Annotated in this window: 14 protein-coding genes, 1 tRNA gene and 1 pseudogene; 8 read left to right on the top strand and 8 right to left on the bottom strand. The window is 69.6% G+C overall.

Features of this window, described 5'->3' with window-relative positions:
* Nucleotides 1-84 precede the first annotated feature (84 nt).
* The 5 genes and pseudogenes from ABCR94_RS35385 to ABCR94_RS35365 all read right to left on the bottom strand — a co-directional run.
* Nucleotides 85-666 carry a 50S ribosomal protein L25/general stress protein Ctc gene (locus ABCR94_RS35385; RefSeq protein ID WP_347125200.1) on the bottom strand — a complete coding sequence of 194 codons (582 nt, stop codon included), beginning with the start codon at nt 664-666 and terminating at the stop codon, nt 85-87.
* A gap of 252 nt (nt 667-918) precedes the next feature.
* The gene (locus ABCR94_RS35380) at nt 919-1,899 is read right to left on the bottom strand and encodes a ribose-phosphate diphosphokinase (protein WP_283515366.1); all 981 of its coding nucleotides are present in this window, start codon (nt 1,897-1,899) and stop codon (nt 919-921) included.
* Between the two features lie 123 nt (nt 1,900-2,022).
* Complete coding sequence (gene glmU, locus ABCR94_RS35375) at nt 2,023-3,471, bottom strand: bifunctional UDP-N-acetylglucosamine diphosphorylase/glucosamine-1-phosphate N-acetyltransferase GlmU (protein WP_347125199.1); 1,449 nt, start codon at nt 3,469-3,471, stop codon at nt 2,023-2,025.
* A 109-nt stretch (nt 3,472-3,580) separates the two neighbouring features.
* A tRNA-Gln gene (locus ABCR94_RS35370) sits at nt 3,581-3,652 on the bottom strand.
* A gap of 13 nt (nt 3,653-3,665) precedes the next feature.
* Nucleotides 3,666-3,854, bottom strand: a pseudogene (locus ABCR94_RS35365) (hypothetical protein); the annotation flags it as partial.
* A 254-nt stretch (nt 3,855-4,108) separates the two neighbouring features.
* Between ABCR94_RS35365 and ABCR94_RS35360 the strand changes: the two are divergent.
* Entirely contained in the window at nt 4,109-5,437 is a 1,329-nt protein-coding gene (locus ABCR94_RS35360) for a sensor histidine kinase (protein WP_347125197.1), read from the top strand.
* Between the two features lie 161 nt (nt 5,438-5,598).
* On the opposite strand, the gene ABCR94_RS35355 is transcribed toward ABCR94_RS35360, so the two are convergent.
* Both ABCR94_RS35355 and ABCR94_RS35350 read right to left on the bottom strand, forming a co-directional pair.
* Nucleotides 5,599-6,111 (bottom strand): SUKH-3 domain-containing protein, encoded by a 513-nt coding sequence (locus ABCR94_RS35355; protein ID WP_347125196.1) that lies wholly within the window; start codon nt 6,109-6,111, stop codon nt 5,599-5,601.
* 10 nt (nt 6,112-6,121) lie between these two features.
* On the bottom strand, nt 6,122-6,697 hold the full coding sequence (locus tag ABCR94_RS35350) for a YwqJ-related putative deaminase (protein ID WP_347125195.1): 576 nt from the start codon (nt 6,695-6,697) through the stop codon (nt 6,122-6,124).
* A 274-nt stretch (nt 6,698-6,971) separates the two neighbouring features.
* On the opposite strand from ABCR94_RS35350, the gene ABCR94_RS35345 reads away from it, so the two are divergent.
* The 4 genes from ABCR94_RS35345 (at nt 6,972) to ABCR94_RS35330 (ending at nt 12,291) form a co-directional block, all read left to right on the top strand.
* Nucleotides 6,972-7,949, top strand: coding sequence for an SMI1/KNR4 family protein (locus tag ABCR94_RS35345; protein WP_347125193.1), 978 nt, complete (start codon nt 6,972-6,974; stop codon nt 7,947-7,949).
* Between the two features lie 5 nt (nt 7,950-7,954).
* Entirely contained in the window at nt 7,955-10,963 is a 3,009-nt protein-coding gene (locus tag ABCR94_RS35340) for an SUKH-4 family immunity protein (RefSeq protein ID WP_347125335.1), read from the top strand.
* A gap of 178 nt (nt 10,964-11,141) precedes the next feature.
* On the top strand, nt 11,142-11,276 hold the full coding sequence (locus ABCR94_RS35335; RefSeq protein ID WP_347125191.1) for a hypothetical protein: 135 nt from the start codon (nt 11,142-11,144) through the stop codon (nt 11,274-11,276).
* Between the two features lie 121 nt (nt 11,277-11,397).
* A complete protein-coding gene (locus tag ABCR94_RS35330; RefSeq protein WP_347125190.1) occupies nt 11,398-12,291 on the top strand; it encodes a coiled-coil domain-containing protein in 894 nt (297 codons plus the stop codon).
* 15 nt (nt 12,292-12,306) lie between these two features.
* On the opposite strand, the gene ABCR94_RS35325 is transcribed toward ABCR94_RS35330, so the two are convergent.
* Nucleotides 12,307-12,705, bottom strand: coding sequence for a thiol-disulfide oxidoreductase DCC family protein (locus ABCR94_RS35325; RefSeq protein WP_347125189.1), 399 nt, complete (start codon nt 12,703-12,705; stop codon nt 12,307-12,309).
* A 190-nt stretch (nt 12,706-12,895) separates the two neighbouring features.
* Between ABCR94_RS35325 and ABCR94_RS35320 the strand changes: the two genes are divergently transcribed.
* From ABCR94_RS35320 to ABCR94_RS35310, 3 genes are all read left to right on the top strand, one after another.
* On the top strand, nt 12,896-13,774 hold the full coding sequence (locus tag ABCR94_RS35320; RefSeq protein WP_347125187.1) for a nucleic acid/nucleotide deaminase domain-containing protein: 879 nt from the start codon (nt 12,896-12,898) through the stop codon (nt 13,772-13,774).
* Between the two features lie 188 nt (nt 13,775-13,962).
* Entirely contained in the window at nt 13,963-15,441 is a 1,479-nt protein-coding gene (locus tag ABCR94_RS35315; protein ID WP_347125185.1) for a hypothetical protein, read from the top strand.
* Nucleotides 15,442-15,561: 120 nt separating this feature from the next.
* On the top strand, nt 15,562-16,930 hold a 1,369-nt coding region (locus tag ABCR94_RS35310), incomplete at its 3' end, for a WXG100-like domain-containing protein (protein ID WP_347125183.1).

Below are 16,930 nucleotides of genomic sequence, written 5' to 3'. Positions count from 1 at the left end.
TGGGGCCCAGCGGGGCCGGTACACGCCAGCCGCCGCCCCGCGCGCTGCGGCGCGGGACGGCGGCTGGCAGGTGAACAGCGAGGATCAGGCCTCGGGAGTCTCGGCGGCGGTCTCGGCCACGGTCTCTTCCTTCGGGGCCAGGATCTGGATGACAACAGCTTCCGGGTCGGTGACCAGGGTGGTGCCCTCGGGCAGCGGGACGTCCTTGGCGTGGATCGTCGCACCGGCCTCAAGGCCCGCGATGGAAACCGTGACGGAGCTCGGGATGTGCGTGGCCTCGGTCTCGACCGACAGCGTGTTCAGCACGTTCTCCAGGAGGTTGCCACCCGGGGCCAGCTCGCCCGCGGTGTGCACGGAGACGTCGACCGTGACCTTCTCGCCCAGCTTGACCGACAGCAGGTCGACGTGGGTGATGTTGCGACGGATCGCGTTGCGCTGGATCGCCTTGGGGATGACCAGCTCGGTCTTGCCGTCGACCTGGAGGCTCAGCAGCGCGTTGCTCGTCTTGAGCGCCATCATCAGCTCGTGGGCCGGCAGCGTGATGTGCAGCGGGTCGGCACCGTGGCCGTAGACGACGCCGGGAACGCGGTTGTCACGACGGGTCTGACGCGAGGCGCCCTTGCCGAACGAGTTACGGACTTCGGCGGCGATCTTGATCTCAGCCATGGCTGCACTCCTCGTAGAAGAAAAAGGTGACGCAAAGGGGGACAGTCACCCGGCCCACGAACGGCGGCCTGCTACGAAGAGCGCGTCGATAACGGATGAACTGTGTACGGGACACAGCTTCCCTCGCCGAGCAACCCGGTGAGTCTACCCGCAGTGACCAGCAGCTCCCAAGTGGATCATTGCGGGGAGAGAAAAGGTGCCCTGGCCGAGTTGGCCGGGGCACCATTTCACGACGGGGCGTGTGCAGGCGTACTAGTCGCCCTGCTCCTCGAAGAGGCTCGTCACCGAGCCGTCCTCGAAGACCTCACGCAGCGCACGCGCGATCGTCGGCGCGATCGACAGCACCGTGATCTTGTCGAGCTCCAGCTCACCCGGGGTCGGCAGCGTGTCTGTGAAGACGAACTCGCTCACCTTCGAGTTCTTCAGACGGTCCGCGGCCGGGCCCGACAGAATGCCGTGCGTGGCCGTCACGATGACGTCCTCCGCACCGTTCTCGAACAGCGCGTCCGCGGCGGCGCAGATCGTGCCACCCGTGTCGATCATGTCGTCGACCAGGACACAGACACGGCCCGCGACGTCACCCACGACCTCATGGACCGTCACCTTGTTCGCGACGTCCTTGTCACGGCGCTTGTGCACGATCGCCAGCGGCGCGTCCAGGCGGTCGCACCAGCGGTCGGCGACCCGCACGCGGCCCGCGTCCGGGGAGACGATCGTCAGCTTCTTGCGGTCCACCTTCGCGCCCACATAGTCCGCGAGGACCGGCAGCGCGAAGAGATGGTCCACCGGGCCGTCGAAGAAGCCCTGAATCTGGTCGGTGTGCAGGTCCACCGTGACGATGCGGTCCGCGCCCGCGGTCTTCATCAGGTCGGCGATCAGACGGGCCGAAATGGGCTCGCGACCACGGTGCTTCTTGTCCTGACGGGCGTAGCCGTAGGACGGGACGACCACGGTGATGCTCCGGGCCGAGGCCCGCTTCAGAGCATCGAGCATGATCAACTGCTCCATGATCCACTTGTTGATCGGAGCGGTGTGGCTCTGTATCAAGAAGCAGTCGGCGCCACGCGCCGACTCCTGGTAGCGGACGTAGATCTCACCATTGGCGAAGTCGAAAGCCTTCGTCGGCACGAGGCCGACACCCAACTGGTGCGCGACCTCCTCGGCCAGCTCGGGGTGGGCGCGGCCGGAGAAGAGCATCAGCTTCTTCTCGCCGGTCGTCTTGATCCCGGTCACAGCACTGTCTCCTCGGACGTGAATCATTGCTGCTGCGCCCGCACACCCGGAAGTTGCGGGGCGAGCCAGCCGAAAATGTGTGCACCTATCACGGTACGCCGTAGCCGACGCGCCTGTTTCCGGTCAGCTTTCGCCCTCGGTCTTCGCGGCCGCCGACTGAGCCGCCTGCGCGGCAGCACTTCCCGGACGCTTCCGGGCCACCCAACCCTCGATATTCCGCTGCTGCCCACGGGCCACCGCCAGCGAACCGGCCGGCACATCCTTCGTGATCACCGAACCCGCAGCGGTGTACGCACCGTCCCCGACCGTGACAGGCGCCACAAACATGTTGTCCGAGCCCGTCCGGCAATGAGACCCGATCGTCGTGTGGTGCTTCGCCTCACCGTCGTAATTCACAAAAACACTCGCGGCACCGATGTTCGTGAACTCACCGATCGTCGCGTCCCCGACGTACGAAAGGTGCGGCACCTTCGCACCCTCACCGATCGCGGCGTTCTTCATCTCCACATACGCCCCGGCCTTGGACCGCGCACCCAGCCGCGTCCCCGGCCGCAGATACGTATACGGACCCACCAGCGCACCCTCGCCCACCTCGGTACGGTCCGCCACGGTGTTGTTCACCCGGGCGCCCTTGCCGACCACGGTGTCCGTCAGCCGGGAGTTGGGACCCACCTCGCAACCTTCGCCGAGATGCGTCGCACCCAGCAACTGCGTACCCGGATGCACGATCGCGTCCTGGTCGAACGTCACCGTCACATCGACGAACGTCGACGCCGGATCCACCACCGTCACACCACCGAGCATCGCGCGCTCCAGCAACCGGCCGTTCAGCAGCCGACGCGCCTCGGCCAGCTGCACCCGGTTGTTGATCCCCAGAATCTCCCGGTGATCCCCGGCCACAGCGGCGCCCACCCGGTGCCCCGCCTCACGCAGAATCCCCAGGACATCCGTCAGGTACTCCTCGCCCTGACTGTTGTCCGTACGCACCTTGCCCAGCGCATCCACGAGCAACTGCCCGTCGAACGCGAACACACCCGAGTTGATCTCCCGGATGGCACGCTGCGCCTCGGACGCGTCCTTGTGCTCGACGATCCCGGTCACCGCGCCACTCGCGCCGTCCCGGATGATGCGCCCGTACCCCGTGGAATCCGGCACCTCGGCGGTCAGCACCGTCACGGCGTTGCCGTCGGCGGCGTGCGTACGCGAAAGCCCGGTCAGGGTGTCGCCGGTGAGCAGCGGAGTGTCGCCGCAGACCACGATCACGGTCCCGTCGATGCCCCCGCCGAGTTGCTCAAGCCCCATCCGCACCGCATGACCGGTGCCCTTCTGCTGCTCCTGTACTGCGGTACGTACCTCGGTGTCGATCTCGGCGAGGTGCGCGGAAACCTGCTCACGGGCGTGGCCGACGACCACGACGAGGTGCTCGGGGTCCAGTTCGCGGGAGGCGGCGACGACATGGCCGACGAGCGAGCGCCCGCTGATCTCGTGCAGGACCTTCGGGGTGGCCGACTTCATACGGGTGCCCTCACCCGCTGCGAGGACGACGACGGCTGCCGGGCGATTGGCGCTCACGGTGATGCCCTTCGGCTTCGGGTGGTGGACACCCGCAGGATACCGGGGGGTCTCATGGCCGAAACGCGCGCGGGTCCTGACCAGTGCGGTCAGGACCCGAACTCAGGCGCTCCCCTGCCAGGACTTGAACCCGGACTTAAGGCACCAAAAGCCTCAGTGCTGCCGATTACACCACAGGGGATGGTGATCCGGCTCTAATCGGACATTCCGTCAGGTCCCGGATCGGCACCCAATACTATGCCGCACCAGGCGCCCTCCATGCGACGGTAAAGATCGGCGCTTTTGGTGACGTACATGACGAGACAGCCCGGATAGGTGTCGGTGGCGTTCTTCCGGGTGGTCTTCGGGTTGCGCTTCTTGAGCGTCGCCTCCTGGAAGGCGGCGGATCGCTGTGGATGGAGCTGAGGGCCTCGCGGCGCAGCGTGATGGCCTGCTCGCGGAGGTCTTCGAAGGCGGCGTACTTGCTGAGGATTTCCGTCATGCAGGCAGCCTTGTTCGATATACGGACGGTCGGGTCGAAAGTCCTGTCGATTCAATATTTCGTGCGGACAACATGCGTTTCGGTGGTGTTCTCCCGTGATCCGTGCATGGCGCAGTCTCCGGAAAATGGGTCGCGCACGCCCGTAGGCTGGCAGGCATGACCGTAACGGGGGCAGATCAGGACGCCACGGGCATGACCGCCCGGCGCTACTGGTGGTGGGAGCGGCGACGCAGTGTCGTGCTGGATGTGGCGCTGGCGTTGGCTTCGGCGTTCGAGTGTGTGCTGGAGGGTGTGAGGTTTGCCGGGACTGCCGGGTTGCCGGTGCCGCTGGGGGTGATTTTCGGGCTGCTGGTGGGGTCGGTGCTGCTGGTGCGGCGGCGGTGGCCCATTGCTGTGGTGCTGGTGGCGATCGCGGTGACGCCGGCCGAGATGGGCTTCCTGATGGGCATCGTGTCGCTGTACACGCTGGCCGCGTCGGAGGTGCCGCGTCGGATCACGGTGGTGCTGGCCGGGATGTCCTTGACCGGGACGCTGATCGTGACGTTCGTACGGACTCGGCAGGATGTGGGGAACGCGGCGGACGGGGATTTCAGTCCGGCTTCCTGGTACGTGCCGCTGATGTCGTTGATCTTGTCGTTGGGGCTGACGGCGCCGCCGGTGCTGTTCGGGCTTTATATAGGGGCCCGGCGGCGGCTGATGGAGAGCTTGCGGGAGCGGGCGGACAGCCTGGAGCGGGAGCTGTCGCTGTTGGCCGACCGGGCGGAGGAGCGGGCCGAGTGGGCCCGTACGGAGGAGCGGACCCGGATCGCGCGGGAGATGCATGACGTGGTGGCGCACCGGGTGTCGCTGATGGTGGTGCATTCGGCCGCGTTGCAGGCGGTGGCGTTGAAGGATCCGGCGAAGGCGGTGAAGAACGCGGCGCTGGTGGGCGACATGGGCCGGCAGGCGTTGACGGAGCTGCGGGAGATGCTCGGGGTGCTGCGGTCGGGTGATTCGGTGCGGCCGGTGTCGATGGGGGTGCCGTTGGCTGCGGTCGGCGTCGCGGCGGCTGCCGCTGCTGCGGGGGCGGCGGAGGCCGGGCCGACCCTGGCGGAGCTGGAGGCGCTGGTGGGGCAGTCGCGGCAGGCCGGGATGGTGGTGGAGCTCTCGGTGGAGGGTGAGCCGGGCGACGCGTACGGGCCGCTGGTGGAGCAGACGGCGTACCGCGTGGTCCAGGAGGCGCTGACGAACGTGCACAAGCATGCGGCGGGGGCGAAGACCTGGGTGCGGTTGGCGCACCGGGGGGTGGAGGTGGCCATGCAGGTGGAGAACGGGGCGTCGGACGGTGGCACGGCGGACGCGGGGCTGCCGAGCGGCGGCAACGGTCTGGTGGGGATGCGGGAGCGGGTGACGGCGCTGGGGGGCGTGTTTGTGTCGGGGCCGACGGACGCGGGGGGTTTCCGGGTGTCGGCGGTGTTGCCCGCGGGTGTGGTGCGGGAGGGGTGAGTGGGTGGGGGTGCGTGGGCTGGTGCGGGTTGCCTGCGGCGCTGTCCCCTACCCGCCCCTTCCCGTAACTGGGGCTCCGCCCCAGACCCCGGTCCTCAAACGCCGGACGGGCTGAAATGCTGGGGCGGGGTGGGGAACGGCGCCGCAGGCGGCCCACCCGCTCAGGGGCCCGTTGGGGTCAGTCGTGGGGGCTGGGTTCCCGTGACCAGGGTGGCCAGGGCCTGGTCGACGTCGGGGCCCAGGTACCAGTCGCCGGTGTGGTCGAGGCTGTAGACGCGGCCCTCCACGTCGATCGCGATGATGGCCTGGCTGTTTCCCTCGCTGCCGAGCTCCGTGCCGAGTGGGCAGACCTCGGTGTCGAGGGCGCGGCCGAGGTCGGCGAGGGTGCGGGCGTGGTGCAGTCCTTCGAGCGGGTCGAGGTGGAAGGGGGTCGGGGCTATCTGGCGGCCCGGTCCCGGGGCGGTGAGGTGCAGGCCGCCGAATTCCGCCCAGGCCTCGACCGCGGCGGGGAACACGCTGTGCCGGTGGCCGGCCGGGGAGGTGTGGGCGCGCAGGGTGTCGGCCCAGTGTTCCGCCTGCCTTATGTCCCAGCGTCCGGGCTGCCAGCCCGCGGTGCGCAGGGCGGCGTCGACGGCGACGGGGAAGCGGGTGGTGTTGGTGTTGGGGCCCGGCATCGGTGGCTGGTCAGCCCTTCTCGGTGGGGGACGGGGTGGCTGTGGTGGCTGTGGTGGCTGTGGTGGGGTCCACCGGGCGTACGCCGAAGTGGGCGAGCATCGGTGTGCAGGAGCGGCAGGGCGGTGCGTAGCTGCCGTGCTGGGGGTCGCCGTCCTCGCTGATGCGGCGGGCGGTGAGTTTGGCGTGCTTGAGGGAGCGGCGGGCCTCACCGTGGGTGAGGGGTTTGCGTGCGGCGCGTTTGGAGCGTGCGGCCTCGGCGGCGGTGATGTGCCGGGAGACGAGGATCGCTTCGGGGCAGCGCCCGGTGAAGCGTTCGCGCTGGCCGCTGGTGAGAGTGTCGAGGAAGTCCTGGACGAGTGGGTGCAGTGCGGGCGGCTCTTCGCCCTTGCCCGCGGTGCAGGTGAGGGTGTCGGCGCCGCGCACGGAAAGGGCGGCCGCGACGGTGGGCAGGATGCCGTCGCGGCGGTGGCGGAGCCGGGGTGGGCGGGCTGTTTCGATGCTGCTCCAGCTGAGCCGTGGGTCTCCCGATGCGTGTGGTGTGGACGCGTTCGGTGCGACCGGTGTGCCTGTCTGAGCTGTGTGCATGGTGGTGCATTCCCTCCCCGTGCCCGCGGCGGTAGCCGCTGTGTCACGCCCCCGAGTTGCGGGGACAGCCTGCCAAATGTGTCCCGTGGTGTGGAAGCGGGGGCGGTGCCGTGTCGGCATCGGATGTAATTGGTGTGGTCGAAATGGGCCGATTCGGCGCTGTCCGATCACTCGGGCGTGACGGTGTGTATACGGAAGGCGAGGGGCAGGGCCGCTTGTTGCGGCACCGCATAGGCTGTGGTGAATCAGCCAGAAGCAGCAGGGGGCATTCGCCATGACGACAGGTCGGCTCGGGCAGCAAGCCGCGCCACCGAATGCGCCGTACGCCGGGCAGGTCGTGCATTTCCCGGACCCGGTCCGGGCGTCCCGCCACCCCCGGGGTGTGCGTATGGATGAGAACGGCCACCCGGATTTTTCGCATTACGCGCGTGCCGCCGCGGAGATCGCCGAGCCCCCGGAGGGCTTCGGTGTCGACGAACTGCGGCTCACTGATTATGTGTCGGCCAATGCGGCGCTGGCGGCCGAGGGGCATGAGCTGTGGGACACGATTCCGGCGGTGGCGACTCCGCACGGCTGGACCTGGCACCACGTGCCGGGTGCGCGGCGCATGGAGTTGGTGCCGGTCGAGGTGAAGGCGCTGTTGCGTCATCACGGTGGCCTGGCGACGACGGCCGTTGATCAGGAGAAGCGCGGCACGCGCCCGTTGCAGGAGACCAGGCCGGCTCATTTCGGGCTGCCGAAGGGTTCCGTTTCGGTGAGCGAGCAGCAGATCCTGGGTGTGGAGGAGGACCTCGGCTACCGGCTGCCGGGTGCCTACCGGTCGTTCCTGAAGGCGGCGGGCGGCTGCGCGCCGGTGGGTGCGGCGCTCGACGCCGAGCTCGGGCTGCTGGTGGACCAGCCGTTCTTCACGGTGCGGGACGAGGCCGCGGTCAATGACCTGGTGTACATCAACAAGTGTTTGCGTGACCACATGACCAAGGACTATCTGGGCGTCGGTTTTGTTCAGGGCGGTCTGCTGGCGGTGAAGGTCAGGGGCGATGCGGTCGGGTCGGTGTGGTTCGTCGCGTACGACGATGCGAGGGACCGCGACGGCTGGACGGTGCACGAGCGTGTGGAGCGGCTTCTGCTGCCCTGCGGTGATGACTTCGACGCCTTTCTGCAGCGACTGGCGGGCAATCCGCCGGAGTTGGAGACCGTGGCGAACCTGATGGTGGACGGCGGCTTCGCGCGTGCTGTCCCGGTGGAGGGGTGAGCGCGATGGTGACCTTCGCGCAGGCGCAGGAGCGTGCGGACGAGTGGGTCAACGGGGACGTGCCCGCGTATCAGCACCGTGAGGTGCGGGTGCGGGAGTTCGAGCTCGGCTTTGTGGTGTGGGCGGAGGACCGTGCGGATGGTCCGACGTCGGACGGTGGCAGGCAACGGCTGGTCATCGCGCGGGACAGTGGTGAGGCCACGCTGTGGCCGGGGTTGCCGGTGGGTGAGGTGATCCGCCGGTACGAGGAAGAGTACGGAGCGCCTGCCGAGATCATGGACGCGGATGAGGCTGCGGCGCCGCAGCGGATCGATCTGGAGCAGACGTCGTTCCTGCTGACTCCGCCGGAGTGGCTGCAGGACGTGGCGGACAAGCTGGGGATTCCGGATCGTCGGAGCGGGGCGCCTGCGGCGGGCGCGGCGGGTTCGTCGGGCGCCGCGGGTTTGTCGGTGGATGTGCCGGTGGATGTCCCGGTGGGTGCGGGTGGCAACGGGCCTCAGGTGGACGCTGGTTCGCAGCGGTCCGGCGGGGACTGGTCGGACTCGGTGGGCGCGGGTGCGTCGGTCGGTGTCGGTCCCGGTGTGGCCGGGCCCGTGGGGTCGCCCTCCGCGGGTGACGACTGGCCGGGCGCGGCGTCCGGGGCCGGTGCGGCCGGCGGCGTTGGTCTCAACGGGCCGAAGGGCAGGGTGGGTTCGCGACCGGCGGACGACGACTGGCCCGGTGCCGGTGGCGTAGCCGGTGGAAGCGGTGCTTCTGCTCCCAGCTCTGCCCCCAGCTCTGCTCCCAGTGGCCCCCAGGTCGCCGGGAGTTGGGGCGCGCAGGGCGGTAACGCCTCGCAGTCCGAGCGGAGTTCCGGCGGTACGTCCTGGCCGAGCGCCGGTGGTTCCGGTGGTTCCGGGGGCGATTATGAGCCCACCAGCCCCGAAGGGGTGCCCGCGTCCATGCCGGGTGTGCCCGTCGGGGCGACCCCGTGGGCCGGGATCGACACCAACTCGGATGCCGGCTCCGACGACGCTTCGGTGCCGTTGCCTTCCACGGTGTACGCGCCCATGCTCTCGGGATCCGACGAGGACGACGTCCGGCCGCCGGGTGTGCCGCCCGAGGCCAAGACTTCGCTGATGTCGGGCGGCAGCCGGCTTCCCTCGACGACGGTCACCCCGGCGCTGCCCGGGAACGGCGCCGCGCTGCCGGGCAACGCCGCCGCGCCGGGTCCGCAGCCTTCCGTGTCGCCGATGCCTCCGGCGGGTCCCGCCGGGCCCGCTCGGCCCGGTCAGGGCTCGGGGGACATCTCCGACGCCGCGACCAGCAAGGCCTCCATGCCGCCGCGTGGTGGGCGGGGGGGCGGTTCGACGACTCCGCCGCCGCCCGGCGCCCCCGGTACGCCGGGTGCGCGGCCCGGTGGGGCCCCGGCTCCTTCGGGTCCCGGTGCGCCGGGTGCGCCGGCCGGTGGGTACGTACCGACTCAGCTCGTTTCGCAGCTGGGCCCGGACGGGCCGCAGACCTCGGGCCCGCCAGGGCCGCCGTCGCCTCCCGCCGGCGGCGGTGTGCATCACGCGGCGACGATGTTCGCGGACGCGAGTCAGGGTGGCGGGATGCCGAGTGCCCCGCAGCCGCCCGGTCCGCCGTCGCCTCCGCCCGGTGGCGGTGTGCATCACGCCGCGACGATGTTCGCCGACCCGAGTCAGGGCGGTGGCATGCCCGGCTTCCCGCAGCCCTCCGGCCCCGCGGGTGCCGGTGGCCCGCACCCGCCCGGTCCTCCGGGTCCTCCGGGTGCCGGAGGTCCGCATCCCCCCGGCCCCCCTGGCGCTCCCGGGGCGGGTACGCATCAGGCGGCCACCATGTTCGCCGGGCCCGGTCAGGTGGGTCCGCCTCCGGGTGGCCCGCAGCCGCCCGGCCCGCCCGGCAGGCCCGGCGGTGGTGCGCCGCAGCCGCACACGCCGCAGCCGCCGCTGCCGCAGGGGCACATGCCGCAGCATCAGGGCGCCCAGCGGCCTCCGGCGTACGGCTATCCGCAGCAGCCCACCGGGCTGCCGACGGTCGGCCCCGGCTACCAGGCCGTGTTGCGCTACCGGGGTCAGGACGGCTCCGAGCAGCAGCTGATCCGCCGCTCCGCGCCCGGGACACCGCACCCGGAGTGGCAGATCCTGCATGAGCTGCGCGCGATGAACGTGCCGCCGCAGCAGGTGCTCGAACTGCACACCGAGCTGGAGTCGTGCGAGCTGCCCGGCGGTTACTGCGCCCGGATGATCCGGGAGACCTGGCCGCAGGTACGGATCACGAGTGTGGCGCCGTACGGCAAGGATCATTCGAGCCGTCAGCAGGGCATACAGCATCTGCTCACGCACCAGGGCGAGTTGCACCAGGTCGCGGACGGCCCGGCGCGTCCGGCGCCGCTGCGGGCGCCGCTGCCGCACCCGAGCCAGGTGATGCAGGCGCCGCCGATCCCGCCCGAGGGGGTCGCGCACGAGCTGGCCGGTGCTTTCGGTCCGCAGGGCGTGTTCCGTTTCGACCAGGGCGCGGTGTCGCGTCAGGGTGTGCCGGAGATCGTGGCGCGCACGCTCGTCTGGGCAGGGTTGCCCATCGATTTCGGGCCATTCTTCTGGGCGCAGGCGGCGCCGGGTCAGCCGGTGCCGACGCTGGCGGAGCTCGCGACGCAGCGCGGTGTGCAGCCGGCGTCCGACGCGGGTTCGTATCTGGTCATGGGCAGTGACTTCGGCCGGGCGATCTGCGTCCAGTACGGCACGGCGCACATTGTGGCCGTGCCGGTGGAGGCGGGTCCCGGTGGTCAGCCGGTGCCGCCGCAGTTCGTGAACACGGGGCTGCCGGAGTTCGCCCGTTCGCTGGCGCTGCTCGGCCGGATGTGGCGGCTGCGCTTCGGTCTCAACCCGGAGCAGGCGGGCCGCTGGACGGTGGACTTCCAGGCGCAGTTGGTGGCTCTGGACCCGGCGGCGCTCGCGTCGCCGGAGAGCTGGTGGTCGGTGCTGCTTGAGCAGATGTGGGACGGCCTGCTCTGACCGGGCGCGACGGCGTGACAGCGTGACGATGTGATGGGGGCGCTCGACCTGCGGTACGGGTCGGGCGCCTCAATCATGCTCGTATGACTCGTATGACTCGTATGAGGCGTCGTCGAATGAGCCGGCCCAAGCGGATCGCGTTGCTCGCGGACGGCGATGGGGCGACGACGGGGCGACGATGACGGTGCCGGTGGCGGGTGAGCCGGAGCTGCCCGGGGTGGGCGATGTGGTGTTGTGGGACGACGCGGCGGCCGAAAGGCTGTTCGGTGCGCTGCGCGCGGACCGGCCGATTCCGGCCTCCGGCGCTGGCTGACGCACCCTTGGACCGGTCGGGTGGGTGGACGCCGGTTTTTGCGCATTTCCCTCTGCTCCCTCTGATCCACCAGGATGAGCGTGCGCCGTACCGCGCTGTGTGTCGGAGAGGGGCTACAAGGATGAGTTCACCGGTTTCGCCGTCACCTCACGGCTTCGTCGTTGTGCGAGGGCGCGGTTACCTGCCGGAGCAGGTGGAACACCGTGCCGCCGAGCTGTCCAAGGACCGGGACGACGCGTGGGAGCGCGTCGCGCGCCTCACCGTCCTCGCCAAGGAGATGGAGGCCGGGGCAGCCGCGCTGAGCGAACGGGCGCAGGGACTGGCCCCGCAGACGTACGAGACGCTGAGCGAGCGGGCCCAGTACCTCCTGGCGGTGGTCCAGGAGGAGGACACGGAGCTGCGGGCCTCGGTGCGCGACGAGGCGCAGGCCGAGCACGAGGCCGCGGAGAGCGCGGCGCAGGCGGCCCGTGCGGCGGCGCGTGAGTACGCGGAGGCGGTACGGGCGGACGCGGAGGCCCGCGCCCAGCAGGTGCTGCTCGCGGCGCAGGAAGCGGCCGACGAGGCGCGGACCGGTGCGCGCCGGGACGCGACGCAGTGGCGCGAAGAGGCCGTCGCGACGCTGGCGAACACGCGGGAGCGCGCAGCCGCGGTGGTCGCCGCCCAGGAGAAGGACCACGCGGAGCGCTGGGAGGCGTCCGGGCACGAGGTCGCCGCCCGGGAAACCCGCCTGGAGGCCCGTCACGCGGAGCTGACCGCGCACGCCGAGGCGTCCTTGGCCGACGCGAAACGCCTGCTGGCCGATACGGAGGAGGCGTCCAGGCACGGCCAGGAGGACGCGGAGGCGCGGGGCGCGGAGCTGATCGCGCAGGCGCGGGTGCTTGAGGAGCGGGTCGTGCGGGAGACCGAGCGGATCCTGCGGGAGCACGACGAGTCCCGCGAGGAAATGCAGGCGCACATGGACCACGTACGCAGCAGCCTGGCGTCACTGACGGGCCGGTCGCCTACGGGCGGGTGAGGGGGGCGGGATCCTTCAGGGCCGGCCGCCCCCTCGCGTCGCTGCCGGCGGCAGCGCGCAGGCGGGGGTCCCGCCCGGCATGCGCTCGCGGTTGGCGGCGATGAGCCGGTACGCGCCCGGGGCGACCCAGCGCAAGGGCGCCAGCGTGAGCAGCGCTCCCGCGACGGCCCACGCGCCGCCCGCGTTGAGCAGCAGCTTGGCGACGGCCTGCGCGCCGCCGTACGTCACTCCGGCCGGGGTGACCCACAGCACTTCGTACTCGGCGCGCTCTTGAGCAACGCCCAGGGAGCCGAGGTCGGCGAACTGCCACGGGGTGGTTTCGCAGCCGGGCTTGATCCGCCGCTCGATGAACCGCACACAGGTGGTGCAGAAGGCACAGTCACCGTCATATACGAGTACAGGTCGGGTCCGCATACCCCCATGGTGGCGCACCCGTCCCCGCAGCGGCGGACCGACCCTGCCGACAACGGGGCCCGCCTGGGTCCGGCGGCTTGCACGTCTCCCACCTGCAGCGGACCCACCCGCACGGTGGGAACTTGGTAGGGGACCGGTCTATGGTCGTACCGATCCGCCATCTGTTGTGTGAGCTGTGTGAGGTGCCCCCGTGTCAGTCCCTGTTCCGGAGCCGTCTGTCGCCCACTTCGGCCTGGATGGCATGCGCCGGTTCGACATCACCGGAGGACACGGACCGCTCGTGCCCACCGCCGCGAGAGAGACTCTCGCGGCGGTGGGCGTGCCCCTGCACGTGACGCCCTACTTTCAGGCGGCAGGGCCGGGCGACGCCCTCGCCCTGGGTGTGTTCGCGTCGCATCAGGACCTCTCACGTCCGCCGAACGAACTGGAGCGTTGGCTACGGGTCGGCACAGACGGGTTGGCTCACTTGTGTGTGCGCCCCGACGGAGCCCTGCAAGCCGTGTTCTTGGGGTCCGATGAGGACGACATGTTCGTCAGCACGAGTATCACGGCCTTCAATGCCGCGCTGACAGCACTGGACAGACGCCTGCTGGTGATCGCAGCTTCACCGGCACTGTCGGTGGCTGCCGCAGCTTTCCGGGAGTTGAACGCGGAGCTGCGGCAGATCGACGCCGGAGCGTTCGCGGAGCGGGAAAGCTGGTGGCCGCGGGTCCTGGACGACGTGCGCCACACTCTCAACTTCCCTTTCTCCGCGGCGTTCGAGTACGTCGACGATGCGGGCCGGAAGCAGACGGTCACCGATGCGACCGGGCCCGGGCGGGCGCATCCGGAGGAATTGGTGTGGCAGCGGCTGGCGGGCGAGGGGGTAACGCCGGAGCAGGTGCGCAGGGTCTACTGCGAGCTGGAACCGTGCATGATGCCGGGGCACTATTGCGCGTCCTGGATGCAACACACCTTTCCGTCGGCAGAGTTCACGCACAGCTTTGACTACGGCCTCGATGCGGACTCTCGGGAGTCGGGGATGAAGGAGCTGATCATCCACACGGCTCAGCAGGCGGGCCATCAGTGACCGACACCCCTTGGGCGCGGCCCGCGCGGGGCAGAGAGCCGGCTGCTGCGGCCCTCTTGGCGTGGCTGGCGGATCCTGCTGCGCCGAGGCTGTGCGTGGTATCGGGCGGTGCGGGTTGCGGCAAATCGTCGCTGCTGGCCTGGTTGGTGCACCACGGCTCGCGTCCGGGCACCGTGGCGCATCGAACGGTGCACGCGGTTGCACCGCTGACCGGGCATCGGGTGCTCAGCGCCGTGTGGGCGCTGGCGGACCAGCTTGGTGTGCCGGTCCGGAAACTTTCGCACCTGGTCACCGCGCTTGAGCGTGACCGTCGCCGCACATTCATCGTGCTCCCGGACCTGCACGCGGCGGAAGACGCCCCGGGACTTGCCGAGTTGGTGATCGCGCTCGCGGGTGTGGAGCATGTCCGGCTGGTCGTCGAGGTGCGCAGCGGACACCCCGTACTCCGCTCGCTGGGCGCAGCCGCTCCGGCGGTGATGGATCTCGACGAGGCGCAGTGGACGGAGACCGCTCGGTACGAACCTCCGCCCGCCACGCAGGACCGTGCCCCTTCCGCGGAACTTCCCATCCCTTTGCCGGATCTGGCGGACCCGGCTGCGGTGTGTGCGGCGGACCCGGTGCGGATCGCTACTGGCTACGAGCTGGACGATTCGCCGTACGGCGGCCTGCGCGCGGCATGGCTGCGCGCAGGGCAGTCGCTCCTTCGCGACCAGCTTCCCGCCAACCGGGCACTTGTCCTGCTCACAGCGCTGGGTGACGGTGCGGACCCCCGGCTGAAGCCGACACTGGCTCAACTGGCGGGGGCCGGCGCATCGTGGGAGCTGGTCTGGGGCCGGGTGTACGGGGACATCAGCCCTCCGTGGCCCGGCCCGGTCTTCGCAGTGGCGGTGGGGAACGGGCCGTTGGAGGGGCAGATCCTGTTGTCCGATCATCAGGGTGTGCTGCGGACCGTGGCCTTGCCCGACGCTGTCCCCACCGGACGTCTTACCCAGCGCATTCCCCAGACCACGGCGCTCAGCGCCCTGCCGGACGGCACGGTCTGGGCCCTCGACAGCCAAGGGAGCCTGCATACACAGAAGCTGTCGGCCGCGCGCCCGGTGTCCGGCCTCACGGCACTCCTGGACGACGGGCCCACGCCGGTCGAACAGGCCGCCGATGCGCTCACCGCGCTCCTGGCACAGACATCGGGCACAGCGATGGCGGCCACCGAGAACCTCGCGGCCGTGGCCGATGCCACCGGCACCGTACACACCGTAACCATCGGGGCCCCCGACGCAGCCCCGCGCACGGCCCTCCTCCACGAGGGGCCCGTAACGGCCCTGGCCGCAGTCGACCTGCCCCTGGGCGAGAGCGGACCGAGCGTGCCGCTCCTGTACAGCGGCGGCGCCGACGGCCGGGTCCGGATGTGGGCACCGGAACAGGAACCGCTGACTGCTCCTGTCGCCGAACGCTCCTGCCCCGTTGTCGCGTTGAGCTGCGCGCATACGCCGGTGGGCCTGGTGCTGGCGGTCGGCTGGGCGGATGGTCTGGTCGAGTACCACCGTCTGGACGCCGGTGAAATGCGGCCCTTCCGCCCCGGACCGCCGGTCAGCGGCCTGGCCGCAACTCCTGACGGTCACCTCGTGATCGGCACGGACGAGGCGGTGTTCTGCCTGCGTCCTCGATAACACGCCACCCCGTCGCTCATGTTCGCCCGGTATCGATCGGTACCGAACGAAAGTCGGGTTGACGGCCCCTCATATGACCGTAAGGGTGACAGGACTTGATCACCGAGGGGGACGCGTCGCATGGGGAAGAACCTGCCCGATGAACTCGTGGAGGTACTTGATCTCGTCGGCGTCCAGTGGCCCAACATCGACGAGGACGAGGTACGGGACTGCGCCAAGGACTACCGCCACCTCGCCGACGGCCTCCGCGACGTCGTGAAGGAAGGCAACAACGCCTGCTCGCACCTCGTGGGCGGGCGCAGCAAAGGCGAGACCGTCACCGCCATCGACCGCCGCTGGGGCAAGCTCACCAGCAAAGACCTGGCCACCTTCGCGAAGGCGCTGGACGATCTGGGCGACGCCCTCGACGACTGTGCCGTTCTGGTCGAAGGCTGCAAGATCGCGTGCATTGCCGACCTCGGGACGGCAGCTGGCGCGGCCACCGCCGGCGTCGTCGGCATGTTCTTCACCGCCGGCGTCAGCGGGCTCCTGACTGCCGCAGCCATCGTTGCCTGCCGGATCGCGCTGCACGAAGCCATCGACTACGCGGTCGACGAGATCACGTCCATAGTGACGGACAAGATCGAAGCCAAGATACTCGGCAAGATCGAAGAGGTCTTCACCGATCACCTCGGCGCCGACGACAACCCCGCCGACTACGCCTCGGGCGGCGCGGGCATGGCACAGGACCTCGTCATCGAGTTCGACGAGTTCGACCGGGCGACGGGCGGCTACAAAGAGACCCGCGACAACTTCGACAAGAAAAAGGGCGACCACAAGGGCGGCGGCGGCAAGCGCCGCAGCTCGGTCAAGAAGGACAGCCGCTTCCACAAGCTCGCCAGTGTCATGGACAAGGCCGAGGACGCCGTCGACAAGAAGGCCGACGAGACGGTCGACATCCTCGAAAAACACGGCGGCAAGATCGACCAGAGCAAGAAGGACCACAAGAAGATCGACGAGGACGTCGAGCGGGACCTGGACCGGTGCAAGGTCAAGGACGGCGACGATGTCCCTATGTATCTTCTCAGCAAGGACGGCACCGTTCAGGAGCTTACTCCTGAGGGCAACCTCAAGCCGGTTGAGAAGAACGACAACTCCGGCATCCTTGGACTCCTTGAATCGAACGGGAAAGCTTGGCGCCCAACAACACGTGGCGAGAGTGCGGACTACCGGGTTTCTGATGAAGACAAGGGTAGGGTAAAGTCAGAAAAGGTAGACCCAAATAAAGATGAGCTTGGGCAGGCGACCCAGTTGGCCCGCTATGCGAACAATGACTATGAAACAAAGCGCAACTATGCCGCCGGGCGATATATCGACCCCGAGACCAAAAAGGAAATTACCCTGATTGGGGCCAGCGATCGAGGCATGCATTCCGAGCGCGTAATCGGTTACTCGTTGCTGCACAAGGGGAAGGGAAAGGAAGGGAAGGAAAGGGGAAGGAAGGGGGGGG

Origin of the sequence: Streptomyces changchenzhani, assembly GCF_039766235.1 — a bacterium.
In the GTDB taxonomy this organism is placed as follows: domain Bacteria; phylum Actinomycetota; class Actinomycetes; order Streptomycetales; family Streptomycetaceae; genus Streptomyces.
The sequence above is the reverse complement of the archived record's forward strand: the minus strand, read 5'-3'. Positions and strand labels throughout refer to the sequence as shown.